This window comes from Acaryochloris marina S15, from assembly GCF_018336915.1.
Lineage (GTDB): Bacteria > Cyanobacteriota > Cyanobacteriia > Thermosynechococcales > Thermosynechococcaceae > Acaryochloris > Acaryochloris marina_A.
In genome coordinates this window covers 3,785,259-3,811,021 of the sequence record NZ_CP064923.1, presented here as the reverse complement: position 1 = coordinate 3,811,021, position 25,763 = coordinate 3,785,259, and the positions used below count along the sequence as shown (strand labels likewise).

The 25,763-nt window shown below is 47.5% G+C and carries 19 protein-coding genes; 5 read left to right on the top strand and 14 right to left on the bottom strand.

Annotated elements, in window-relative coordinates; all coding sequences use genetic code 11:
• Window positions 1–108: 108 nt before the first annotated feature.
• The 3 genes from I1H34_RS17570 to I1H34_RS17560 all read right to left on the bottom strand — a co-directional run bounded on the left by I1H34_RS17570 (window position 109) and on the right by I1H34_RS17560 (window position 6,852).
• Window positions 109–591, bottom strand: coding sequence for a hypothetical protein (locus tag I1H34_RS17570; protein WP_212662297.1), 483 nt, complete (start codon window positions 589–591; stop codon window positions 109–111).
• Between the two features lie 540 nt (window positions 592–1,131).
• Entirely contained in the window at window positions 1,132–1,659 is a 528-nt protein-coding gene (pgsA, locus tag I1H34_RS17565; RefSeq protein WP_212662296.1) for a CDP-diacylglycerol--glycerol-3-phosphate 3-phosphatidyltransferase, read from the bottom strand.
• Between the two features lie 6 nt (window positions 1,660–1,665).
• Entirely contained in the window at window positions 1,666–6,852 is a 5,187-nt protein-coding gene (locus tag I1H34_RS17560) for a translocation/assembly module TamB domain-containing protein (protein ID WP_212662295.1), read from the bottom strand.
• A gap of 324 nt (window positions 6,853–7,176) precedes the next feature.
• On the opposite strand from I1H34_RS17560, the gene I1H34_RS17555 reads away from it, so the two are divergent.
• On the top strand, window positions 7,177–7,572 hold the full coding sequence (locus I1H34_RS17555; RefSeq protein ID WP_212662294.1) for a DUF3110 domain-containing protein: 396 nt from the start codon (window positions 7,177–7,179) through the stop codon (window positions 7,570–7,572).
• Between the two features lie 25 nt (window positions 7,573–7,597).
• Complete coding sequence (locus I1H34_RS17550; protein WP_212662293.1) at window positions 7,598–9,058, top strand: DUF3084 domain-containing protein; 1,461 nt, start codon at window positions 7,598–7,600, stop codon at window positions 9,056–9,058.
• Between the two features lie 7 nt (window positions 9,059–9,065).
• Here I1H34_RS17550 and bchD read toward each other — a convergent pair whose 3' ends face one another.
• From bchD to I1H34_RS17500, 10 genes are all read right to left on the bottom strand, one after another.
• Window positions 9,066–11,114: a magnesium chelatase ATPase subunit D gene (gene bchD / locus I1H34_RS17545; RefSeq protein ID WP_212666322.1), complete on the bottom strand. Its 2,049-nt coding sequence runs from the start codon at window positions 11,112–11,114 to the stop codon at window positions 9,066–9,068.
• 109 nt (window positions 11,115–11,223) lie between these two features.
• Window positions 11,224–11,433: a hypothetical protein gene (locus tag I1H34_RS17540; protein WP_212662292.1), complete on the bottom strand. Its 210-nt coding sequence runs from the start codon at window positions 11,431–11,433 to the stop codon at window positions 11,224–11,226.
• Window positions 11,434–12,055: 622 nt separating this feature from the next.
• Window positions 12,056–12,400 carry a hypothetical protein gene (locus I1H34_RS17535; RefSeq protein ID WP_212662291.1) on the bottom strand — a complete coding sequence of 115 codons (345 nt, stop codon included), beginning with the start codon at window positions 12,398–12,400 and terminating at the stop codon, window positions 12,056–12,058.
• A gap of 271 nt (window positions 12,401–12,671) precedes the next feature.
• Window positions 12,672–13,742: a PulJ/GspJ family protein gene (locus I1H34_RS17530; protein WP_212662290.1), complete on the bottom strand. Its 1,071-nt coding sequence runs from the start codon at window positions 13,740–13,742 to the stop codon at window positions 12,672–12,674.
• On the bottom strand, window positions 13,739–14,611 hold the full coding sequence (locus I1H34_RS17525; RefSeq protein WP_212662289.1) for a type II secretion system protein: 873 nt from the start codon (window positions 14,609–14,611) through the stop codon (window positions 13,739–13,741). Before I1H34_RS17525 ends, I1H34_RS17530 begins: the two co-directional genes overlap by 4 nt.
• A 142-nt stretch (window positions 14,612–14,753) precedes the next feature.
• Window positions 14,754–16,280, bottom strand: coding sequence for a hypothetical protein (locus I1H34_RS17520; protein ID WP_249369348.1), 1,527 nt, complete (start codon window positions 16,278–16,280; stop codon window positions 14,754–14,756).
• A gap of 306 nt (window positions 16,281–16,586) precedes the next feature.
• Window positions 16,587–18,131, bottom strand: a complete 1,545-nt coding sequence (locus tag I1H34_RS17515) for a hypothetical protein (RefSeq protein WP_212662288.1) — start codon at window positions 18,129–18,131, stop codon at window positions 16,587–16,589.
• 321 nt (window positions 18,132–18,452) lie between these two features.
• Window positions 18,453–19,160, bottom strand: coding sequence for a DevA family ABC transporter ATP-binding protein (locus tag I1H34_RS17510; RefSeq protein WP_212662287.1), 708 nt, complete (start codon window positions 19,158–19,160; stop codon window positions 18,453–18,455).
• A 21-nt stretch (window positions 19,161–19,181) separates the two neighbouring features.
• Complete coding sequence (gene devC, locus I1H34_RS17505; RefSeq protein ID WP_212662286.1) at window positions 19,182–20,354, bottom strand: ABC transporter permease DevC; 1,173 nt, start codon at window positions 20,352–20,354, stop codon at window positions 19,182–19,184.
• Window positions 20,351–21,535, bottom strand: a complete 1,185-nt coding sequence (locus I1H34_RS17500) for an ABC exporter membrane fusion protein (RefSeq protein WP_212666321.1) — start codon at window positions 21,533–21,535, stop codon at window positions 20,351–20,353. Before I1H34_RS17500 ends, devC begins: the two co-directional genes overlap by 4 nt.
• 162 nt (window positions 21,536–21,697) lie before the next feature.
• On the opposite strand from I1H34_RS17500, the gene I1H34_RS17495 reads away from it, so the two are divergent.
• The 3 genes from I1H34_RS17495 (at window position 21,698) to I1H34_RS17485 (ending at window position 24,188) form a co-directional block, all read left to right on the top strand.
• The gene (locus I1H34_RS17495) at window positions 21,698–22,321 is read left to right on the top strand and encodes a TetR/AcrR family transcriptional regulator (RefSeq protein WP_212662285.1); all 624 of its coding nucleotides are present in this window, start codon (window positions 21,698–21,700) and stop codon (window positions 22,319–22,321) included.
• A 224-nt stretch (window positions 22,322–22,545) separates the two neighbouring features.
• Complete coding sequence (locus tag I1H34_RS17490; protein WP_212662284.1) at window positions 22,546–22,938, top strand: hypothetical protein; 393 nt, start codon at window positions 22,546–22,548, stop codon at window positions 22,936–22,938.
• 35 nt (window positions 22,939–22,973) lie between these two features.
• Entirely contained in the window at window positions 22,974–24,188 is a 1,215-nt protein-coding gene (locus I1H34_RS17485; RefSeq protein ID WP_212662283.1) for a glycosyltransferase, read from the top strand.
• Here the strand turns inward: I1H34_RS17485 and kaiC are convergent.
• Window positions 24,183–25,751: a circadian clock protein KaiC gene (kaiC, locus tag I1H34_RS17480; RefSeq protein ID WP_212662282.1), complete on the bottom strand. Its 1,569-nt coding sequence runs from the start codon at window positions 25,749–25,751 to the stop codon at window positions 24,183–24,185. The genes I1H34_RS17485 and kaiC overlap by 6 nt on opposite strands.
• Window positions 25,752–25,763: the final 12 nt, after the last annotated feature.

Sequence of the window (25,763 nt, the reverse complement as noted above, 5' to 3'; positions counted from 1 at the left end):
GCTGATGGTGATTCCGATGTATCAAAGCCCAGTTAGTGAAGCAACTGACTTCAATAGATTTAGGTTTGATACATCCTCAAGCGTATGGGAAAGAGAAGCGACCCTAACCTAGGCAAACGCCACCTCATGGGAAGCAAAATTTGGCTCAGGGGTAGAGGACTGTGGAGTGGTATTCCGCTTGTGGCCACTTGTAGATAATTGTTGCCAAGCTGCCGCCATCGTTGAAGGTAAAACCCCCACGAGCTTAGCCAAAATTTCATTGGGAATCATTTGGATTTCATCTTGATAAAAATGCTGAGATAGCATTTCAAGAACGGCAACAGCCCGTTCTATCGGTAAATCTTTTTCACAAATCAGCTGCATGTGCTCAATATCTTCCATTCTCTTTTGAAACGCATTTTGGCGCTCATCCAACGTTTCAGGAGCACTGAGTTCAACTTTGCCCAAGGGGTGAATAGTGACGCACTGTAGATCAAACATCCCTCCTACAGCCGAACCTGGACCAATATACTCGGCATAATAAGGTTTTTGCAGAATTAATCCTGCTGGGTAGCTTTGGGATAAAGATAATAGTTGTCCGTCTTTCAGCATCTCAATAGGCTGCTTGTTCTCGGAATTGCCGGAATTATCATGTGAATGGATAACTTTCATATGATTAATAAGGTGAAGTGACGATATGAGTGAGACGATGGGACTTGACTATTTCTGAAAACCTGAATGCTGCAGAACAAATGAACAAGATCGGCTCTTTCTCTAAATGCAGTGAGGTATACAGTTTGTCTAAGAAATACGAATCTACTATTAGTATCTTGCTCTAATCCAACAAAAATATCTTCCGTAAGATCACTGGAAAAATACTTCCGTGAATTCACATAAGCCTTTCATAATAGGCTTTACAGAAACCTACTAGTTCTCTTACTCCGTAATCTTGCGGAGAAAAAAACGAACACTTTTCATATCTCAGATAACTTCTTATACATAGGCAAAAGGTAAATATACAACTCCAATCCGTTAATATACCTTTGACTATTTAGGTTTCAAAAAGAAGGTGCTACGGGAAATACTGAAATTACAAAAAAATTAAAATATTCTTAACGCTCAATCTAAACTCTTTGCTGGAATTTTCTAGCGTTATGGAATAAGAGGTGATTGAGGCAGCACATATACAATGCCAGAAACGACGGTCAGGCAAACCGAAGCAGCATAAACGCCTAAAGAAATGGGCATCCACACCCCTGACAAGGGTGCAATCAAGAAGGAAACAGCAACAATCTGCAGAACGGTTTTAGCTTTGCCCCACCCATTAGCTCCTGAAATTTGGGTTTGCTGAACACGCCACCCAGCAATGGTTAACTCCCGAGTCAGAATAATCACCACACTCCAGGCGGGGATCTGGCCTAGTTCGACTAGTGCAATCAGGGGACCCAAAATCAGTAATTTATCTACGAGGGGATCTAGGAATTTCCCAAGATCTGTCACTTGATCTAATTTACGAGCTAGATAACCATCTAGCCAATCAGTGCCAGCAGCCACAATGAATATGGCTAAACAAATCCAGCGAGTGGTAGGGGAAGAAGCCACAATATCGCCCTGTAAGCCATAAAGCAGAAAAGGTAAGGCAAATAAGCGGGAAATCGTGATCCAAGTAGCAAGGGTCATAGGTGGTTAAAAACGAATGCGATATTCGAGAATGCCAACAGCTTCTCCATCAGTACTGATAGCACTTCGAACCCGCAATTGCTCATTAATGTCGTAACTTGCATTAAATAATGTCGCTTCATCCAATCCCGTTAAGATTTGCAGGGCTGATACTGAGAAACGATCCGTCACGTCGTAACCTAGTTCTGCACCAAATGCCAACACGGACTGGTCTTGGTCATCATTAGGGATTAAAACTGGAAACACACGAAAACTAGCTCGTGTCCCAAGCGCATCTGCGAATAATCCTTCAAAACCAGTTAGAAACGCTGAGCTAGCTAAATTTACTAAGGCTAGTTCTGTATTTCCATCTTCTAAATTATTTGTGACACTCCCTCCTAACAAGGCCAGAATTTCACCTTCTGATCGGCTGGGCGTGCTAGAAAGTTTCACCACTTGATTAAAGTTATTGACTAGCTCACTGGCACGCCCTTCTACCGTAGCCCGGACTCGCACGGATTCAATCGCCCCAATTCGACCTGCGGGTAAGTCTTCAAACTCGTTCAATTCCGTGGCCCGTCCTCCCGCGATATCTGTGGCAGTCGTCACCATGCCAATGCTGAGAAAAGGATCTAATCCCAAACTTGGATCGAATTCGGCAAAATTATCTTGGCGAGAATCAATCCGAAAACGACTGGTAAATAGATTCACAGATCCCTGACGGAATCGAATTTTACCGGCAGGACGCGGGGCATTAATAGAGCCGTTGACGGTTACATTACCGGCAGCAACAAAACTAAGCAAGGGGGGCTGAGTGACCCGAACATTATTATTGAGCTGAACTTGAAGGTTATTAAATTCCAGGGGAGTGGTTTGTCCAAATTGTCCTGGAGCACTGGAGGAAGCAACATTCACATCAGCCAAAATGACCTGACCATTCGTCAAGGCCATCACTCCTCCCAATTGAGGGGCTAACAGCGAGCCGGAAATATTCAGATCACCATCAATTTGACCTTTATATAGTCCTTTGACATTGAGCTTGAGGGCTTTGAGGGCTAGTTGCAGGGAATCAGAAGAAGGAGATGCCTCGGACACAAATAGGGGGAGACTCCCCGAAGCCTCTAGTTTGCCCTGGCTATAGAGTCCGTTCAGACGTTTAATCCGCAAATGATTGCGATCGAATTGAATGATTCCAGTAACATTTGTGAGGGGTTCAAATAATAGATCAGACCCTAAGGTTGCCTGGTTGAGCTGGATACTCCCCTGCATGGAAGGTTGGGTTAGGGTACCCGTTATATTGAGATCGATTTCTCCCTGACCCTCTACCCAATTGAGCTGATCCGTAAACAGATTAATCAGAGACAGGCCATCATCCTTCACTTTCAGAGACACTTCCAGGGCATCGCTATCCGGTCCCACCGCAGTCAAGGGTAATTGATAAGGGATATTCCCTGTAAACCTGAATGGAAGGGCATCTGAGCCACCTTCAAAGGTCAATCGTCCTCGATTATAGGCAAAGGTCGACCGAGCTTGATTGAGGGCAAGGGTATTCACCATGGCCTCATCCCATTTCAGCTCGCCCTGAAGCTGAGGATTGGCTAAAGTACCGGCAAGGCTAGCAGAACCATTGACAGTGCCAGCCACCTCAAAGGGCAAATCGAGGAATTGATTCAGTCCTTGCAAAGGCAGATTCTTCAGAGTTAACTGGCCAGATTGCTGCTGAAGGCCAATCGTTCCTTGAAACTGGGCTTCCTGTTTCCCTGTTGTCACCCGCAAAGGTCGGAGCTGCAGGCTGCCATCTGCATATTGCCCCTGAGCAGTCATGAGATCAATGGCATAGTCCCCCCACTTTAAAGCCTGAGTCTTTAGGGCAAAGCGAGTATCTAGTCCCGATTGTAAAGAGCCTGAAAACTGCAGGCGGCCTGCGAGCTTACCTGATAACTCAGCTAAATCGGGAAATAGGGGGTCTGGGGGAGCTTGGGCTTGCTGCTGCGTAGTTAAAGCATCTAACTCAGACAGACGTCGAAGCTGCATGAGTAAAGACCCTTGGGCTGAACCTACGGGAAGCGTTTCGACATCTTCGGCTTTCCCTTGGGACTGACCCTGAGATACCGATGGATTGAGGTTGAGGGATGTTGCCGCAGTGACGAGATCGGCAATTTCAGATTGGCGAATGTTGAGCGTTCCTGAAAATTTGGGATTGATGCCAGGTACCACGTTGGCTTGGAGCTGATATAAGTTGTTGCGATCGCGCAATTCACCTTGTTGCAACCGAATGGTATCGCTGGTGAGTTGAAACCTACCTAAAAATTGATCTCCGACTAACTTGCCAATGGCAGGGCGTTTCACCGTAAGAGTTCCAGCACCTACATAGGTTGTAGGGTTAAGAGAAAACTCACCAGAAGAGAGACCCGAAAGCGGTCCGAGATTATCAACAGGTTGCCAGTTTAAGGCAGCGAGGGGAACATCCTGGAAATCGAGATTGAGCTTACCCTGTTCAGTTTTACCGATCGCCCAGGCTTGATCACGACGAATATCAAAGGATGTGGGCAATTGATTGGAATTTAATGCGAGATTGATGCGATCACGCTGTCCTGATACCCGCAAATCTAACTTGGCTTGTTGCCCATATTGCATTTTGCCTTTGAGCGTGTTTTCAAAGGGAACCCCTCCTACCAAGAGGTTGTTAATTTGTACCGTAGAGTCTAGGTAGGGATCCTCGATAGTGCCTGTGAGTTGACCGACTAGGTTAGCCCGCCCCGCCATTTTGACTTGTGTGGGGCCAAAGGGAGGAAATAATCCTAAATCGTACCCTTGAGAACGAACCGCGAGATTGAGGGTGGTGAGCTGAGGACCTTGAGGCGAATCAAAGTCCAGTCCCACTTGACCTTGGGACCAAAAACCTGGGGCAGTGGCTTGATCCACCAAGATCTGCTGTCCATCCCATTGAATTTGGGCTGCAATCGGGTCATAGACAATGGCAATTCCATCAGAGAAGCGAGCCTTTCCCTGGGCTCTGACTGTGTTGACACTAAAACCATCGAAGGGACCCGTAATGTTGAGTTGCCCAGTCATAAGTCCCCGTGTGTCAGGGGAGTAAGCCTTCAGGGTCACGCCGGGGGTCATCGTTGTTACGTTAACCTGATTATCTTTAATCTGGCCTTGGGTCCGTAGTTCCCCCCCAGGGACCTGAGTGACAATCCGCCTGAGTTGAGCAATGCTTTGGTGAATAAGAATATTCCCTCGGGTCGGGAATTGTCCCTTCAGGGCCTGAAAATCTACATTAGTGCGTATATCCTCTGGGGGGCCAAATATCTTAATTTGACCTTGGAGGGGCCCCAAGGGAAAACCGGGATCGGCTTGGTAGAACTGTGCGATCGCATTCCCGGGAATCTCGCTAGCCTCCAACTGGGTTAACAACTGTCCACCGGGCTGAACATCAAAGCGAGCCGTCCCTCGAAACCGTCCCCCTACAATTGTTTCGGCCTCGATATTCTCCATTTTTAGCAGGGCATCAGCCAATTGAAATTTAGCCGTGAGCTGCTTAAACGGCACCCGATCAACCTTAGGTTGCTTTGCTAATTGAATTGAACCAGAGAAAATCGGCTGATCAATTGCACCATCAAATCGAAGATTATCCCCCTTAAACTTGCCCGTAACGGGAAAGGGTAAACCTGTGACTTGGAGGGTTTCTAGCATGGGTTGAGCGGCAACCCACTCCGTTTTCCCCACCAAACGATATCCGCGATCTGGATCAATCCAGCCAGTGGCCTGCATGGGGATTTGCCCATAGTCTCCCTGAAGTCCTTCTAGACGAACGGCAATGCCCTTAAAGCGCAGATACCCTCTCACCCGCCGAAAAGGTTGAGGGACATTAACTATCCCCATCTCAACCCGTTTTAAGAGGGCAGTCCCTTGGACATCGGGACGCTGTTTTGGGCGGAGATTGACTCGGATGCTGGCACTCACTTGACCCGAATCAACAGTCATGGGGAGTTGATAGGCTTGGTCAAACAGAGGCGCTGGCAGATTCTGAAGCTGCAGCCGCATGTTGGACTGTTGCTCTAAAAAAGAGGCTACGCCCCTAGCTTGCAGACGGCCACTTTGCCCCATTCGCCCTTTAAGATCAAAGCGAAATCGCTGTTTTAGCCCCAGGAAATCAACTTTGCCCTGGAGCTGGGATAAGCGGCGAGGTTGTTGACGCTGATTATCTAGAAGTAAATCTTCAGGGACATCTGCCCTTGCGCCCTCTACAAAAGCCTCGCCTTTCAGTTCAACCGGACGCTGAATGGGCACTTCGATGCGGACATCGGTGCGAATGTTATTGGCTTGGACGCGAATGGCTTGCTTGGGAATCCAAATATCCCCTTGGAATAAGGTGGCATCAGAATGAATGGTTAAAGGCTGTTGGGGACGCACTTTAACCTGAAATTGCCCATTTAATTGTCCTTTGTTGATTTCAAAAGGGAGCTTTGGTAGCAAGCCCATCAAGGGGGCAGCAACGAGATCCTCCGCTTTGGCATTGACTTCTAGCTGCTGCTGTTGGGATTGCCAAGCCCCTTTCATCGAGAGTGTACCGCCTGAGTCCACCTGGCTTGTGGTATTGAAGTATAGGGTTTCAGGGTTCGAGAAATTGAGGGTGCCGTTGAGCTGGCTTAATTGTCGAGTCTCGATTTTGGCAGGATCAATCTGAGCTGTTCCTTGCTGCACCCGCAGCTGATTCAGTTTGACTTTTATCCAAGCCTTCGAAGGGCCAGAGCGAAGTCGAGTGGCAATCCATTCCCCATCCTGGGTCTGATCAAGGTACAGATGGGGTTTGATCAGTGTTGCATCTAGATGCAGCTTGCGACTCCATAAGATTGGCAACAGATTGAACCGGATATCTACAGCTTCCATTTTTGCGGAGTCGGCATCTTCCTTCGCACAACCCTGCTGGGGCGAACAAGCAGGAATCTCTGAAGGTCCAAAACGAATATGGGTGAGGGAGTAATTTTGAACATCTCCAATCTTGACCGGGCGATTTAAGGTTTTACTCAGTTCTTTGGCAACAAGGGGAGTTAAGTCTTCATCAATAAATCGCAGCACCCACCAACTCACACCTGAGATCGCAGCCAGTAGCAACCCAACTACAATGAGCAGAAAGTGAAGACGAGTAAAGTGTCGATGGGGAGGAGATGGACGAGAAGCTTGCCCAGGAGGGGAAGATTGGGGCATGACATCCCTCAGAGGGGTACCGTTGACAAATAAGGAGTGGGCCCTTTAACTCAAAATCTGAATCAATGCACTGTAACCTTATTACAGAAGGCTTTCTTAGGGGTTAGTTCCTCAACAACATATAACGCACAGCAGAATTAAACTGATTTGAACAAAGTGACCTTCTTCAGATATTCTGTCCCCCGAGCAAGATTGAGCATGACACACCATGGGGTAGCCTTATAATCATTGTCCAGACAAAAAACGATTATAGAGGTAAATGCTATTCTTGTTCAGCACCCTCTAGTGGTCGATCAAAGGTCTATCTAATTTCAACTCAGGATCATGCGCGTATTTGTTTTGTTATTTAATGCTGGAACTGAGAACGAGGGCATTCACTCCTTACAAAAGCAGGTTTCCACCGATGAAGGCAGTTATACACAAGATGTAGTACTGGCTTTTGAAGAGGAAGACGACGCCACTCGCTTTGCCTTAATGCTGGAAGCTCAAGATTTTCCAGCAGCCACGGTGGAGGGATTTGATCAAGAAGAGATTGAGGCATTTTGCGACAGTGCGGGCTTAGAACTGGAATTAATTCCCGAGGGCTCCCTTGCTGTGCCGCCAGAGGCTAATGTCGACAAAACAGACTGGCAAGCCGATCAGTCTGATGCTGATCAACCGGATGCCGATGTCAATAACTTAGATCAAATTCGTCGTCGTTTAGAGAATCTGCTGGATTAACCCGTTATATTTCGCAAGGGTTTCCATGCTGGGTTACTTTCTGGTTATTGTCATTATTGTTTTGGGCGGTGCGATCGCAACTTTGGGCGATCGGATTGGTTCGAAGGTGGGCAAAGCGCGCCTGAGTCTATTCAACCTCCGTCCCAAAAATACTGCCATTGTCATTACGATCATGACGGGTGCGGTGATTTCTGCCCTCACCTTGGGGATTGTTTTTGCCTTTAGCCAGCAGTTTCGGGATGCCCTTTTTCGGTTTGATGACATCCAGAAACGGAGTCGTATTGTCCAGAAGGAACTGGCTGAGACCCAGGCTGAGAAGGACTCCATTGAGGTCGATCTCGCTCGATCCCGAACTAGCCTCAGTCGGACCCGGCAACGCTTGAAGACGGCCAATCGTTCTTTGGTAAAAGCGATTGCCCGAGAAAAGCGGATCGAGCGCCAACTCAAACAAACCCAACGCCGGTTTCTCCAGTCCAAACGGGAGATTGCGAAGTTCGCCGGACAAGCGAAGCAGTTGCGATCGCAAATTCAATCCCTTCGCACAGAACAAAACAACCTTCGAGTTCAGCGCAACCAATCTGAGGCTCGACTCAAACAAGTGAATGTTCAAAAAAGGCAACTCGAAACCGCGATTACTGAAGCCCAAACGCGACTAAGCCAAGTCGAAATTCAAAAGCAGGAATTAACCACAACCATTACGAAAGGGCGTAAAGAGCTTCTAGCAGCCAATCAACAACGTCAACAGCTACAACAAGACGTTCAGGCCCTGGAAGTCAATCGAGACCGCCTAGAGAAAAATGTCGAATTTTTACTGTTGGGGTTACGTCGAGGCACCATTGCCATTCGAACAGGGCAAGTCTTGGCCTCAGCGGTGATTCAAGACATCAATTCCAAAACCGATGCCTTACAAGCTATCAACACGTTGCTGACGCAGGCTCGTCAAAGTGCGATTTCCTTGTCCAACCTAGAAGACCTTCCAAATGGGCAGCAGGTTGTGCAAATGCGCCAGTCCGATGTTGAGCGGTTAGCCATTCGGATCGGGGATGGGAAATCTTATGTGGTCAAAATTCTAGCGGCTGCCAGTTATTTACAAGGAGAACGAGCCATCTTTGTCGTTCCTCAACTGGCTGCGAATCGAGTCATTTACCAAGCCGATACTAGAATCGCCCGAATTGCCGTCCAGCCAGCTCAGATGAGTGATGAGCAACTCCTACTTCAAATTGAGCAGTTATTAAGAGTCGTCAATCGGCAAGCTATCGTTGCAGGCTTCTTACCGGATCCCCTGACGGGTACCGTTGGTACTTTTCGACAGGTTGATCTATTCCGATTCATTTTGGCATTGAAAGATCGGAACGATCAAGGCCCTGTCGAGATTATTGCCATTACCCCTAAAACAGTACTTACCGCAGGCCCACTGGCCATTGAGCTCATCGCTATCAAAGACCAACAAATCATTCTCAGAAGTAACTCACCTGATCCGTCGTAAACCAGGCCTAACCCGTCAAGTTACTGATGGCATCTTGAGTCACTGCGGCGATGGCTTGATCGGTCGCTTTTGGCAAGTGATAGTAGTTCCCACCTGCATTTTGGGCCAGCTCTTTTGCAAACCCAGTGGAAATAAACTTATTCTCGGTATCAATCACCAATAATTTCAAATTCAAGGCTCGAATGCGTCCTGCAATTTCTAATAGTTCAGCCTTAATATCGGGTTTCTCCCCATCTACAGGAGGTTCACCCAAGGATGTGGTCAAGGGAATATTGCCTCGACCATCCGTAATCGCAACCAATACAACCTGGCCAATGTCTCCAGAAGAGAGGGCATTCATACCCACCCGAACCGCTTGGGTAAGGCCGTGGGCTAAAGGCGATCCACCGCCACAGGGCAAGGTATCCAAACGACGGCGGGCTGCTTCGATAGAGCGAGTAGGAGGCAGGAGAACATCAGCCCGTTCTCCTCTAAAGGGAATCAGAGAAACCTGATCTCGGTTTTGATAAGCTTCTGTTAATAAGCGCATCACGGCCCCTTTTGCCGACTGCATCCGGTTAAGGGCCATAGAACCTGAAGCATCCACCACAAACACGACCAATGCCCCTGCTTTACGGGCCAATCGTTTGGTACGGACATCAGACTGTTCGACAATTACTCGTCGATTCGGATGGCGCAACCGTCGCGCCTTTTGGTAGGGAGCCGCCGCTCTCAGCGTGGCGTCAACAGCAATCCGTTTAACGCCTCCCTTGGGCAACATGGGTTTGACATAGCGTCCCCGATCTTCCGAGAAGACAATACTCCGGCTGCCCGATTTTCCTTGTCGGCTAGCATTTTGGGCAAAAAACAAGACTTGGGGGTCAAGAACAACACCATCCGGATCGAATACAAATTCTTCAGGAATATTGGGGGGCTCCTCCGGTTCGGGTGGATCTTCCTCATTCTGATCATCCTCTTCTTCCTCCTCCTGATCCGACTGATCGGAATTATCTTGCTGAGGGGGCGGTGGAGGTGGGGGTTGAGGTTGCTCAGGAGGTGGGGCGTCAATAACGGTTGCCCGAGGTACAATCACCAATTCAACGGCACGCCGTAAATCTTCCGCAGTGACTTCTGAACGACCATTGAGAGCCGCATGGGCCTTAGCAACACGAACGGCAAATAATTCGGCGCGGTGCCCCTGTACTCCGCCCCTGAGGGCTTCATCTACAAGATAGACAATCTGGGAGTGCTGGATTTGAACATCCTTTAGCCATTCCCGCGCCAGCAAGATCTGAGTTTTTAGATCATCGGTTTCATCCGCATACTGCTCTAAAAACTCCTGGGGAGAATTGGCATAGGCAGTAGCCTGCTCAACCGCCTGGACTCGCATGTCAAGACCTAAAACCTGATCTGCAGAGAGGGATATGGCAATACGGTCCAGCAGGTGTTCTCGCAGGGGGCCTTCTTCGGGATTGTAAGTGGCAATAAAAATGGTAGAGCAGGGATGTTGGAAGCTAAGCCCCTCTCGCTCAATTTGGTTCCGACCTTCCGTTAAACTGGTCAGCAACAAATTAGAGATCTGGTCGTCGAGGAGGTTAATTTCGTCCACATATAAAACACCTCGATTGGCTTCAGCTAAGAGTCCGGGTTGAAAAACCGTTTCTCCTCGCCTCACAGATTGGCTAACATCAACGGACCCTATTAACCGATCTTCAGTCACTCCCAAAGGCACCTGAATAAATGGGGTCGGAATAATTTCTGTTTCGGGTTGTGGTTGACCATCCACTATCGGAATGTCTCCAGCTTCTAGACTGGCCAACAGATCATCATCCCAAGCAGAAGTATCCTCTGGATCGCCTTGGCAAATGGAGTCTTTGACCACTTCAATGGGCGGCAGGAGGGAATGAACTGCTCGAGCCATGACCGATTTTGCTGTTCCCCGCCGACCCGCAATAACGACCCCACCTAAGGTTGGATCAATAGCCGTGAGTAACAATGCCAATTTAATCGCTTCTTGGCCCACCACCGCGGTGAGGGGAAAGGTGGTTATTTTTCTGGGAGGTACAGCAACTGGCATAGAAGATTTCATTGGCGTTCAGACCTTCAGAATACCAAGATCCATGCCTCAAAGGTGTTGCTCCCAGATTTTGTCATCAATGTTGGCTCATCTCAAATGGTGATAGAGCCTAGAGACGTAGCGGCAACCACCGAACGATGCCAACCATCATTAGCGTCATTGCCAGTTGAGCAGAAGGAGGAGCTAAGACAAAACTGCACATGCTACTCAAGAGACCTGCACAACTAGCCGCTACAGCATGGACTTCTTCAGTTCTTCTCAGTTTGATGGCGAGAGTGATACAGACAAAAGCTATCGCCAGAAAGAAACCACTAAACATTTACACACCTTTAATCAAATGATGTTGTTCTGGACGTTATAGGCAGCAAGTATTGATTAAAATCAATCTAAATTAATTTAATCATTTGAATTAGTCTATCATGAATGAGCTAAGTATTTTTGCTTATTCATTATGATTCTCTATCAGTTGTATTCAATTTCTTAAATAGCTATCTCGGCTAGAGTGGCTCCTAGAGCAGGTACTATTTTTCGGGATGAGACCTTTTTTTAAGTGTGTTTACGGAAGCATCCAGGTCTTGGTCTAGGTTTAAGAATTAGGACTTCAGCTGATGCCAAGCTCAGGTTGTTTATGAGTTTTAGAGAGATGGGTAATAACGTAGTTAATCCCTAGGGCCAAGACTGTTTCAAGTTGACCAGCTGTAATTCAAAAGCACTGGAAACCTTTGAGCAGAAGCGTCTTGAGAAATATTAGGTTCACAAGAATCTTGGTTTCAGATTGGCTTGCAGGAACTTGGAATTATTCTGAATTCAACCCCAAAAACTTCATTAAGCCCAGGAGAGAGCTAGCCTAAAGATGTTTTTGATTGATTTCATTAGACTCTGGGGATGCACTTTTAGGAAACTCAGGTTTTTTTGAAGGTGATATAAAAAGCCTGCTCAATCTAGTTCCACACAGTCACTTTCTTGGGATCTTGAAACTCAGAAAAATTAATCAAAAGTTCCACTTCATTGATAGGATTACCAAGTTCATAGATCGAATTCTTAGTCGTAACATAAACATGACCTTTTTCTGAAAAATACCCTGTGACACTTGAGGTGTTAATCTTGACGCCTTGAGGATACTTCTCATGATTATGAATACGACCTTTGATGATGACTCTCCCGTTTTTACATAAACCTGACCATGACTCAATGACTGGAACCCCTTTAAAATCGTACTTTGTAACCTTTCTAGCCTCAGAGGAATTATCCAGAAAAAAACCAGTAATGTCGTCAACGGTAACCATGGAGATTAAAGGGGAAGAGACAATGGGACAACAACGGGATGTATGAGTTGTGTATAACTTAATTGTATTGCCCTTGTTTTATGACCACCTTCAGTAATATCCCTGATCTTTTTGAGAAGTTTATCCTTACTATCCAGATATTGATTTTTTTGAATACAATAGTCCCTATTAGTATTCCCATGATTCATTTGAGGCTAGGTGTACTTACCCATCCTCAAAATCATTTTTTCATTAAATTAGTAAAAAATTAAAACTGTACAATCCAGCCAAATTAATAGACTGAATTAGCGACCTGTATAAAGCAGACTTTATTACTCTCAGGGCTGGTGGTTTGATCCACCTTGGCGATGACAGTGTAGCAATGTTTTTCTCCTGCAGATCCTTGCATTTCAGTTACGTTCTGAATATCCGAGCCGGTGTAAATTTGGGATTTCTGAGCAGTTGAGGGGACTTCTTGATTCACCTCAAAGGTTACGCCAGTCAAAGCACCAGACCACTGCCAGTTCAATTCGATCTGATTGGTACCAGGTTGTTGAGTCGCAGTTAGAAATGGGATGGGCTGGCTATTGATGGGTTGGCTAGAGATTGTTCGGGAGGTTGCCCTACTACTCAATTGATGAATTTCTACATCAGAGATTTTACTCCGCATCATTAAATCAACTTGACTGCCCTTTACACAGGCCTGAAACCCCCCTTGGCCCATCATTACACCGGGTGCAAGGCAAGTAGGGGTGGTATCGATTTGCTCTGCGATCGCATCCACTAAGGTATCGCTAGCAACGGGATTACTACAGGGGTCGATACTGCCATCACTTCTGGGAACACGGCCATACCGTTGAATCGAGTTAGGCGCAAGCCAATCTTGAGTACTAGGGCGGATGTCATACACCACCTGATCATAGGTCGCGGGTTGAGGCGGAGGAGAACCCGCATTGGGGCCACCGGCAGGGCAAATAGCTGGAACTTGAGAGGTGATGGGAATTTCTAAGTACAGAACGGGGTTACTCCAGTCCGAAGCCTTCAACCCTGCACTGGTCAGCACGCTAGACATAGAAGAGGCATCGGTTGCCTTGATCATTTGAGATTGGTTAATGCGTTTGGCCATCCTAATTTCATTGCTAATGAAATCAAACGCTCGACTTAAGTCATGACGTCTAGCCGCAATCGCTTCAGTGCGGTTATTGGCTCGGGTCGCCGCAATCACCCCAAATCCTGCGACACTAACCACCAAACTGGTGATGACCGCTGCAACCAATAGTTCTATGAGAGTAAAGCCATTACAAGAAATTGAGGTCTCTTGAGGCGAGTGCTGATTCAGGCTTTTCCTCGAATAGTGCTTCATTGCTCCTCCCAATTCTCGGCAGAGCAACGACCTGAATCGGTAATCGAAGTAGGTCTGATATCTCCTTTATAGGTACCAATACGAGTTAGACCTAGGGTGTTGGAAATGGCAATACAGCGTTTAGTGGCCTTGGTATCACTGGGGTTGTAAAAGATAATTTTGCCGCTAGGGTCGGTTGGCGTTTGTTGAGAACTAACAATTGCAAATTCAGGATTACCTAATACCCCATATTTGATAGGAATGCTGGTTGATATCCCTTGACTTGGGGGCGAATCATTTCCATCATCATCATCGTCATCTTTGTCTTTATTTTTGTCTTTGCAGGTTCCTAAACCTAATCCTTTCTCGGTATTACCTTTACATTTAGCGATCACCTGGACCACCATACCTGCTTTAGGCGCGTTGGCTCTATCTTCAGGAAGCGGAACCATAGCAATCTGGGAAACAGTTTCGCCATCACTCAGCCCTAGAGAGGGTTGCACATCTGAGCCAATCAGAATGGGTTGTCCCTCATCAGTTGCAGAGCTGGAACTCGGGTCAGTTAGATTTGTGGCAATGGCAACATCGGCCTCCAGAGTGCGATCGCCTGTTTTGAGGCAAGGTCCTGTAATTTTCCCTTCCACAAAATTGAGGGTTAGGGTGCAAACCTTGTTGCCTTTAATGGCTTCTCGTTGGGTTTCATTCAGGGCAGTGCGAACCGCAGCCATGGTTTGTTTAACCTTGGCCCGATTCATGGTGGCCATAATGCTTGGGGCTGAGGCCGCGGCAGCAATACCGACAATAGCAACAATCACCATCTTCTCCGCCAGGGTAAACCCTGCTTCTGAAGGAAAGGGTCTAGATTTAATGGGTCGATTGAATCGGAACATGGTAAATCACAGCAGAATAATGAAACAGGAGAAACCAGATTTCTCCTTTGGAAGTAAGGAGCTAACCCATTGAGTACACCTCTCCTTAACCCGCAAGCAATGCCAGAGATTGAACTCAATAAAAAACGCTAACGTATTTTCGTCACAACCTCACCCGTTGCCACTGCAAAACACCACCAAATCTATAACGGGCAGGCCAGTCAATATATTTCAGCAAATCCATCAGGCTTGTCACATCTTCAGGAACTACAATTCCCGATTTTTCCCCTGATTTTGTAGTTGTGTCGTAATCTTGGCCACTATGATCAAAATATTCGACATCACGATGGATTGCCTCATTTTTTGAACTCAGAATAGCTTCTATCCATAGGACCCCTTCTATATTGGTATTCTGACCTCCTGGACATCCTGGGCCGTCGGTCAGCAACCTTAATTCGTCATAGGGAAACCACAAAAAGGCATTTTGAATACAGGTTTGGTCATGGAGGTTAATTCGGTCATTTCCCCTGGCAATTATTCGTAAATCACCGACACGAGGAGGTTGCCCATCTGTACGCACATTCAGAATTTTTGCTGTGTCTCGAAGGGTGATTCCGTACTTGTACACACCATCATTGGCGAATTCAAGTTGCACAGGCCCATGAGTTGTATCTACCGTTAATGTTTCATCCCCGCTGAGATCGATTCGATCGACAGTAAAGTAAGTTCGACTTTTACCAGCAACACCTGCCAGGGTTGTGCTGTCATCGATTGTCCCTAGATCTGTTCCCATTTCTCCGATAGGGATATTCGGCGTCAACATGCAGGCAAAAATCTTCCCTTGGACGGTATCTTCACTGACTCCATCAAGGGTGGAAGACCAAATTGCATTTAGATAATTGCTGCGGTTAAGATCTCCGGGGCCTGCGCTCTCAGTTAATGAAGGATCTGCCGAAGTAGAAGGGCGGAAATAGACATTCCCATTACTGCCTTGAATGTCTCGACCTCTTAAAGCTAATACCCCTGCTAAAGATGTAGATTTAGGATTTCCCCTGGGCTCAGCTAAGACAATACCGGGAAAGTCTTGTACATCTGATTTAACTGCAATTGAGATTTGAACCCCAGTTGTTTTTCCATCTTTGCTGGCTTCGACAAATAGAGTTCCTTTCTGTTTCTGGGGATTAAACCGGTAGGCTTTAACGGTGTAGGTACCTGTTTTTCCCATTGCCCCTGTTTTGGCAAAGGTGGGACTACCCCAATTTTTTTGCTGGTGACAGGGTTGATTACTCGGGTCGTAGGTTGCCCATTCATCAATAGCACTGGCTTCTTCATCCCCATTATTAAACATGCCGTCGGGGCCAAGATAAGTTTTTCCCGTTTTGGGATTAATCGTATCGAAATTGCGATTCAGCAGTACGGCATTATTGGGGGCTGCTAGTTGAGCTAAGGACCGGGCCATTCCTCCTTCTGCAATGGCTAAACTGGCCCCGGCCTGTTTGCGGTTAAATGCGGAAGTGCGATCGCTTTGGGCAACCATGATTGTCGACATGCCCAAGATGACCATCACAAAACCCAAGCCTAGGGCTAGGGGCAAAGCAAACCCCTGCTCAGAAGAACTCCCCAGGCATTTAGGATCCAGATAATTGTGCCGCCCTATTCGAAACAGAGACGCAGAAAATTTTTTGCTCATTATCTTACCCGCTGCCCAAGATTGGTAAAAGGGATGAAAAAGTAACTGTAATTTGAATAGCTACGCCAACCGTTGAGCATAAATAGATCAGAAAGGGTTAAATGCCAATGGGGAACATGGGCAGGACAGTGTTACAGGACAACACTGTTCATATCCTGGCTTTCCTGACCTATGACTGGCGACAGAGATAATACGGAATTCACTCTCAGAAATAAATATTGCTGCTGAGGGAATTCCGTAGTTCTGATGAGAAGTGCTGTTAGGTAGGTCTCGGGTTTTGCTACACACCTAGATTGGGGGTGAGCCTTACAACCTCACCCGCTGCCATTGCAAAACACCACCAAATCGATAGCGCACAGGATAATCAACATATTTCAGCATGTCAATTAAACTGCTAACATCTTCAGGCACTGCAATGCCAGAAGTAGTGCTAGGGATAATAACGGTATCGAAGGGTTCTCCTACCCTGTCAAGGAAATTGATATCTCGATTGCTAGGTGCATTCTTCGCACTAAACAGTCCTTCTGCCCACACGACACCTTCGATATTCGTATTTTGACCACTCGGACAACCCGGACCAGACGTCAGTAACTGAACCTCATCCCAGAAAGACCAAATAAATGCACTTTGGATACAAGTTTGGTCATACAACAAAACCGTATCCTCCCCACCCCTCAAATGCATTCGTAGATCGCCAACACGAGGGGGTTGACCATCCGTGCGGATATTGAGGATTTTGGCTGAATTCCTTAGCCGAATGGATTGTCCTGGAGCACTATCTTCCACAAAATTCAACACGACTGGGCCGTTGGTGGTGTCAACGGTCAACACATCAGTTCCCGTCAGATCGATTTGCTCAATCTGATAAAAGGTCGGCGCATTGCCAACCCCGTTTAGCGTTTGACTGGTCGTGATAGTTCCCAAATCGCTGCCCTGTATTCCGTTAGGAATGATAGGCGTCAACAAACACGCAAACAGCGTCCCTGAGACAGTATCCCCTGTTGCTCCATCAGATCCTGCGGAAGAAAATACTGCATTGAGGTAGGCGGCTCGGTCCACATCTCCCGGTGCTGAACTCGCAGTTAAGGATGGATCTGTTGAACCGTTGGGGTAGTAGTAGATATTACCTTTACTGCCAAGAATTTGTCGGCCTCGCAATGCCAAAACACCAACATCTCTAGAATCGTCAGCATTCGGATCGTGTAGCAATAATCCAGGAAAATCATCTAGATCAGGTTGTACAGCAATCGTGATATGAATCCCGGTGGTTTTGCCATCCTTACTTGCTTCAACAAATAGGGTACCTTTTCGCTGTTGAGGATTAAACCGATATGCTCTGACCGTATAGGATCCTGTTGTTCCCATGGCTCCCGTCAGGGCAAAGTTGGGGCTACCCCACGCTTTTTGTTGATGGCAAGGGGCACTACTCGGGTCATAGCCCATCCATTCATCAATGGCACTCGCTTCTTCATCTCCACTATTGAAAATACCATCGGGCCCCAGGTAGGTTGTTCCCGTTTTGGGATTAATCGTATCGTAATTACGATTCAGCAATACAGCGTTATTAGGAGCGGTTAATTGCGCTAAGGAACGGGCCATTCCTCCTTCAGCAATGGCTAAACTGGCCCCGGCTTGTTTGCGGTTAAATGCAGAGATGCGATCGCTTTGGGCAATCATCATCGTCGACAACCCCAAAACAACCATCACAAAGCCCAACCCCAAGGCAAGGGGTAAGGCAAATCCCAGTTCAGACGATCGAGAATATTGTGAATTTACTGTCGAGGATGTAGGTTTTAGAAAATGTTGAAGCCATGAATGCAGGAAAGGTACTGGATGTTGTCTGTTCTTCATTCCACCTCATTTCCAAAAGCTACAGGAACGCCGACTTGAGGAAGACAACAGCAACCAAAATATCTAAACCAACGAGTTCGCATAAGTCCATCAGAGCGGTTTAGTGCCAATAAAGAATATCGGCAGGACAGTGTTAAAGGACAACACTTCCTTCATCCTTGTTTGTTTCCATCTTCTTTGGCGACAGGGATAATACGGAATTTTCTCTGATCAATACCGGATGCTAGTCATGAACTTGACGTTCGCGTTATGGAAGGCATAAACCTTAGTCTGACAGCAAGGAGCCTGAAATCTCGTCCCCTTGAGCGCATTATTTAAAGACTAGGCAGCTTTGGCTTCTGATGTAAGCGTGTTAGTTTCCAAGCGGCCATCTTCCATGTGGACAATTCTGTCCGCCACATCGAGAATACGGTTATCGTGGGTGACCAGCAGAATAGTGCAGCCCTGTTCTTTCGCGAGGGTTTGCATGAGAGTAACCACATCTCGACCCGACTTACTATCTAATGCGGCCGTCGGTTCGTCGGCCAATACAATGGCGGGATGATTGACTAGAGCGCGTGCGATCGCAACCCGTTGCTTTTGCCCCCCAGACAGATCATCGGGATAGTAGTGGATATGATCGCCCAAGCCAACTTGATTCAGGATAGCGGTCGCTTGCTCCACCATCTCCTGGGGAGATCGAGTCCCCGTCACCTCTAGCCCCATTTTCACGTTTTGGAGGGCTGTTAAACTGCGATGTAAATTATGGGCCTGAAAAATATAGCCATTGTGGCGACGGGCTTGTACTAGATCCTTTTCTTTTGCACCTGTTAATTCCTGACCCAGAATGTTGAGGCTGCCATTTTGGGCCGCACGTAACCCACCCACTAGGGTGAGTAACGTTGTTTTCCCCGAGCCGGAGGGTCCAGTCATCAAGACAATTTCCCCCGCCTCAATGTCTAGGTGGATATCAAACAAGACCTGTTTGCGCAGGCGACCGTGACCAAAATAGTGGTCAAGATTGCGGATAGAGATAACGGGAGCATTCATGGCTACGGTTCCTGGGGAAGTCTAAAACATATCGGCAGGGTCAGCGGATTGGAGTTTCCGAGTTGCGATCGCACCTGACAGGGTACACATCACCACCGTCAAAATGAACACCGTAATTGCTCGGGCTGTAGTCATAAACAGGGGCAAAGCCGTAGCAGATCGGGCCAAACTGTAAAGTCCTAAGGGAAGAATGGCCCCAGGGATAAATCCGAAGACGGCCAAGATAATGGCTTCTTCGAAGACCACCCCTAAGAGATAGCGATTCTTATAGCCCATGGCCTTAAACGTGGCATATTCGCGAACATGGGCATTTACATCCGTGGACAACACCTGGTAGACAATCACCACCCCAACAACAAAGGCCATCGCAGTGCCTAAGCCAAAGATGAAACCCACCGGACTGCGAACTTGCCAATAGGCCGTTTCAAAGGCAATAAACTCTTCCAGGGTTAAAACCCGAACATCTTCAGGGAGATGACCTTTCAGGGCGGCCACCACTTGCTCCGGGTTTGCATCCGGTTCTAGTTGGATCAGCCCCAAATTGATGCTGCCCGACTGCCGCCGGGGAAACTGCAGCAAAAAATTCTGATCGCTGGTAATCAAAGTCCCATCTGCCCCAAAGGACGCCCCCATCTCAAACAATCCTGCAATCGTAATGGTGCGACGTTGCGCTTCCGTCTGCACGGGTTGGCCTTGATCGATCAGGGCAAAGGACTCAGCATAATCTCCTCTGGAGCCTCGATCGAAGATAAATGTATCTGGCTGTTTGACCCGGGGAAGTTGCTGAGCCAACCCCGGTAGATTGATGGCAGATCGATCGGGGTTGAACCCAATCACCTGCACTAAAGTCTCACGCTTGGTCTGGGGATTCTTCCAGTTCAGGGTATTGATGTAGAAGGGGTCTGCAACCTTTACTCCTGGGATATCCTGAGTTTGATACAAACGCCGTCGTGAAAAGGTGGAAAGGGCCTGCAGATTTCGAGCTTGGGGACTGAGGAGGACAATATCTGCATTTAAGGTGCGGTGTAGTTGGGTATTGCTGACAAACAAAGAGGCCTGAAAGCCCATCTGCATAAACATCAGCACATCTGCAAAGGCAATGCCTGCTAGGGCCACAAACAATCTGCCTTTTTCATGGCTGAGCTGTAGCCACCCTAAAGGGGTCCGTCTTTTGAATGGTCCCAGGACCTTCATAGCTGCACCTTCACGTTCACTTGCAAGTTGGTAAACTGAGCGGCCTGCTGGCTGGAGCCGTTATCGAGCTTGATATAGACTTCCACGACCCGGGCATCAATATTTTCGCTGGGGTCGGTATTAATAATGTTTTGCCGACGGACTTTGGTACTAATCCGATCCACTTTCCCCGTTAGGGATTGAGGTAAAGCATCGCTATTGACTTTAACGGCCTGACCCATTTTGATTTTATGGACATCGCTCTGGTAGACCTCAGCTACGGCATACATTTGCTGAGTTTGACCGAGTTCTGCGATGCCGTCTGTCCCGACGACTTCACCAGGATGGGCATAGATATCTAGAACGACCCCGGAACGAGGCGCTTTCACGTAAGCCTGATCCAGTCTGGCCTGGGCTTGCTTAACGCTAGCCCGAGCTTGATTAATATTGGCCTGGGCCACTTGCACATCTACAGGCCGAACCTCGGCGATCTGACTCAGGCGAGCCCGAGCGGATACCAACTCAGGAGATTGAACCGCCTGTAAACGGTTGGCCACGGCTTGGGCTTCTTGCAGACTCCGTTGGGCGGTTTGCAGAACCAACTGCTTTTGATCTCGTTCCGATGCAGAGATGGCTCCCTGCTGATAGAGGGATTGATAGCGGTTGAATTCAGCTAAAGCATTGTCCACTTCGGCCCGGTGGCGAGCAATTGTTGCCGATTGGGTGGTCATTTCCCCTTGTCGTTGGGCATCTAACCGAGCAATCTCTGCTCGCTGGGCCGCCAGTTCGCCTTGCTTGGCACCCGCTTTAACCCTAGCTAACTCGGCTTCCGCGACCCGTACCTGTTGTTGAGCGGTGAGCAAATCCGCTTGCAGGCGATCACGACTATCGAGAACGGCGATCACTTGTCCCGTGGAAACGGCCTCTCCTTCTTTAACAAGAAGTTGGGCAATTCGATTTCCTTCTGCACTACTCGGTGCTGAGAGCTGGACGAGTTCACCTTGGGGTTCTAGTCGGCCCAGGGCAGAGACGGTCTTCACCTCTATAGGGGCAGAAGGAACACCGGACTTAGCATTGTTACTGGCATAGGGTCGCAGAATCCAAACAGAAACCCCACCCAAGGCAATCGCAGCTGCGATCGCAACCATAGTTACACGGGGCCATTTAAACCGGGATTCTGGGGGCACACTGTTCGAGACCATCATTTGTCGCCAAATATATAACTAAACTGTTTAGTTTAGATCTGATACTATTAGACTAAACTGATTAGTTTAGTTCTGTCAAGCCAGTCCCCACTGTGCCCTAGGATAGGGAAACAATCGGTTGTCATTACTGAATTGGCGTTATATCGTCCTTTGCCCACCATGGATACCAAAACTCCCGCCTCTGAACGTCAGCTCTCTGCGACGAAACGCAGCGCCATCTTGTCAGGTGCCATGCAGGAGTTTCTGGCTCATGGCTATGCTGCGACAACGATGGATCGGGTGGCTGCGGCAGCAAAAGTTTCTAAAGCGACGGTCTATAGTCATTTTCAAGATAAAGAAGGGCTGTTTATAGCCTTGGTTCAGCAGTTGCAAGAGAATAAATTTCAAGCCGTTTATGGTTCACCCGAGGGGCCACGATTGCAAGGCCCTCCTCAGCAGGTCCTCCATCATCTCGCCAGCACCATGCTGGAAAACATCATTGAAGATAAGCCTTTCCAAGCCTTTATGCGGTTGATTATTGGCGAATCAGGCCGCTTTCCTGAGTTAGCACGAGCCTTCAGTCACCATACACCTCGCCGTTTTCTATCAATTTTGAAAGAGTATCTAAGCACACAATCGGGTCTCAACCTCAAGGACCCCGAAGCAACAGCCCGCATCTTTATCGGTAGCCTGGTTCATTACGTGATTTTTCAGGAGCTATTGTATGCCAAAGAAGTGGTGCCCTTCGAGCGAGAACGGATGATCGCTGGACTGGTTGATTTAATCGTCAACGACTCGGCATAATTCCCTGTTGCCCCTCTATCTATAAGATTGCTTTGTTGAGGTGAGCATTCAACACCTAAATGGATTCATGGGTTTGGCCAAATCCCTACAGCTAAGATTTTGTACCGATGGCATAACAGGAGCTGGGGATAAAAACTTCCACAATATCTAGAAAAGGATATGCAGGGGGCTCCACTATCGATTTACAATTTTACTTAGCTTGATTACAAAATATTGAGGAACTGATGGAGTATACCCTGCCCGCAACTTATAACATTCCTGCCCCCCCTTACTTTCTCGTCCTGATTGCGGCACTACTCGGTCTAGCCTGTGGAAAAGCCTTTGAAGTGTCCTTAAAGCAGAAAGCTGAAGAATGGGTAAAAAGAAAAACGAACAAACCTTTAAGCGATGTTGCAGAACTTCGATTGCTGATTCCAGCGGCAGGTGTTTGCCTCTGTAGTTGGGTCTTTTTAGGGTCTGCCTTAACTATATTTGCAGTGTCCTGGGCTCAGGGTTTCACCACAGCATTTTGTGTGGTGACCTTTAGTGCGGTTCTATTATGGTCACAAATGATTCAAGTGATGAAAGCCATTGAAGAAGGTGGATCAGAAGCATTGGAAATCACCAGCATTTTCTAATTTCAAGTTGTTCTAATGACTGATTCTGCTGAATCATGACACTGAGTTTGTGCATGATTGTCAAAAATGAGGCAGCGAGCCTATCTCGCTGCCTTAAAAGTGTGGAGAGTTGGGTAGATGAGATGATCATCGTGGATACCGGCTCCACCGATGACACTATCTCGATTGCCCAATCTTTTGGGGCCAAAGTTTACAACTATGACTGGGGGAATGACTTTGCCGCTGCTCGCAACTACGGGTTGCAATATGTTCAGTCAGATTGGGTCCTGGTTCTAGATGCCGATGAAGTTTTGGTCGAGGATATTATTCCCCAACTTCAGGCCAGCCTGAAGCAGAAAGACCTCTTGGCGGTGACGTTAATACGTCATGAAGTGGGGGCTCAGCAGTCCCCTTATTCCTTGCTTTCTCGTCTATTTCGTCATCATCCACAAATCCGTTTTCAGCGCCCCTATCATGAACTGATTGATGATCGAGTACTGGCCCTACAGGAACAAGAACCCCATTGGCAGGTGGGCCATTTACCAGACGTTGCCATTGAGCATTTTGGCTATCAGGCAGATGCGATCGCAACCCGTAACAAACATCAACGCGCCTGCCAAATCATGGCCGCCGCCCTCACCCAAGATCCGAAAGATGCTTATCTATGCAGCAAACTGGGGGCTTTGTATGTCGATATGGGTCAAGTTGAACAGGGGATAGAGCTGCTGCAAAAAGGACTGAACCTACATCCACCTGAACCCTCCATTCTCTATGAACTGCATTACCATCTGGGCCACACCTACGCTCGATGCCGGCAGGTCACCCTGGCCCTTCAGCACTATCAGCAGGCGGTACAGCAGAACTTACCTGAGCTATTAAAGCTCGGGGCTTACAATAATTGGGCAAACTTGCTCCAAGCCTGTGGCCAATACGAGCGGGCTAGCCACCAATATCAACAGGTCATCACTCTCCAGCCTGAATGGGCGGTGGGCTATTACAACTTAGGGTTAACCCTAAGAGCGATGGGAGATTTGGCGGGGGCAATTGCAGCCTACCAACAAGCTATCCAAGCACAGCCTGACTATGCAGAGGCTTACCAGAATCTAGGGGTCGCCTTATTCAAGCAAGGACAGCTTCAGGCCTGCCAACACGCCTTTAGTCAAGCCATTGCTCTGCATCGAAAGCATGACAATAGTATCGCTGCAGAACAACTACAACAGGGCGTTGCCGAATTAGGACTACCAGACTTCCCTGCTAACCCCTGCCTATAGCACATCATCTTCACTTAAGCTTTTAACATCTTGCATAATCCGAGATAAGTTGCGTGTTTCATCTAAAGAAACGCGGGTAGGCGTACCACTGATGATGCCTTCAAAATCGTGGAAGGCTTTTTTAATTTCCGGTCCCTGATGACTAATTGAATACTCGCGAATCCCTTTGTCATGCCAAGATCCTCTCATCTTGAAGACATTGATGGCACGGGACATTTCTCCCCGTATCTCCACATACTGCAGCATCAGAATCGTATCTGTAATCGTAGAGATATGAGATTCAGTAATGGAATTTGATCCGAGAAAATGATCGGTGGTATTGGTGAAGAACCCCGTAATTTCTTCTTGCTTAGCGAACCCAGTCACTCCAATGACAAACTGACGGAAAGCATTATTGCTCACTCCCCGTGCCAAAGCAGATAGGGAATCAATGGAAATACGTGAGGGTTTAAAGTCTGCAATTTCAGACTTAATTTGTTGCAGATGATCTTCTAATCCCGCTGATTCTGGGTAAGCACAAAGAATTTTTAGCAACCCTTTCTGTTCCATCTCTTCAAAGTCAATCCCCCAGGAGTAAGCGTTTCGGGAGAGCTGAGCCCGGGATTCTTCATAGGCAAATAAGATGGCCCGATCACCATTCTTACAAGCGTTTTCTAAAAACTTACTAACGAGTAGGGTCTTTCCAGTTCCCGTTGCACCCGTCACGAGAATAATCGAATCCCTAAAGTACCCACCCCCACACATCTCATCCAAAGTTTCTACCCCAGAAGAGACGCGGGTATTAGACGATCGCTGAGTAAGGCGCATTGCTCCTAGCGGGAAGATATTAATGCCATCAGCCGTAATCGTGAAAGGATACTCTCCTTTCATATGGCTGGTGCCTCGTAATTTCAGAATTTCTAAGGTGCGGCGGCGGCGCTCCCCCTCTAAGACATTGCGAACAATGACCACATTGTCAGACACAAATTCTTCAACGCCGTACCGAGCCACAGGACCATATTCATCAACACGCTCCGTGGTCATGACGGTCGTCACCCCAATGTGCTTGAGGCGAGCGGTTAATCGAAAGATTTCTCGCCGCACGACGTTCGCGGCATCATATTGCTGAAAAATAGCAGTAACGGAGTCAACACCAACTCTTTTGGCCTGATACTTGCTAATCGCATACTGAATGCGCTCAATTAATGCGGATAAGTCAAATTCTCCCGCTATATCTTGTCCTTCTGGATCAGGAGAAGCATCCAAAATGAATAATTTTCCATCATCCATTAATTGTTGAAGATCCCACCCAAAACTCAATGCATTTTGAATAATGTCTTTTGGAGATTCTTCAAAGGTGACAAAGACAGCCGGATCCTCAAAGTAAACAATGCCGTGATAGAGGAACTGAATCGCGAACATTGTTTTCCCAGTTCCAGAGGTGCCACTGACCAAGGTGGTTCGCCCCACCGGTATGCCACCATGACTAATATCGTCAAAGCCTTCGATACGAGTCAGGATCTTTTTTACTTCGACTTTCTTTTTATGATTATTTTTATGCTGGGATGAGTTGCTTTTTTTCATTGGTCATTTAAA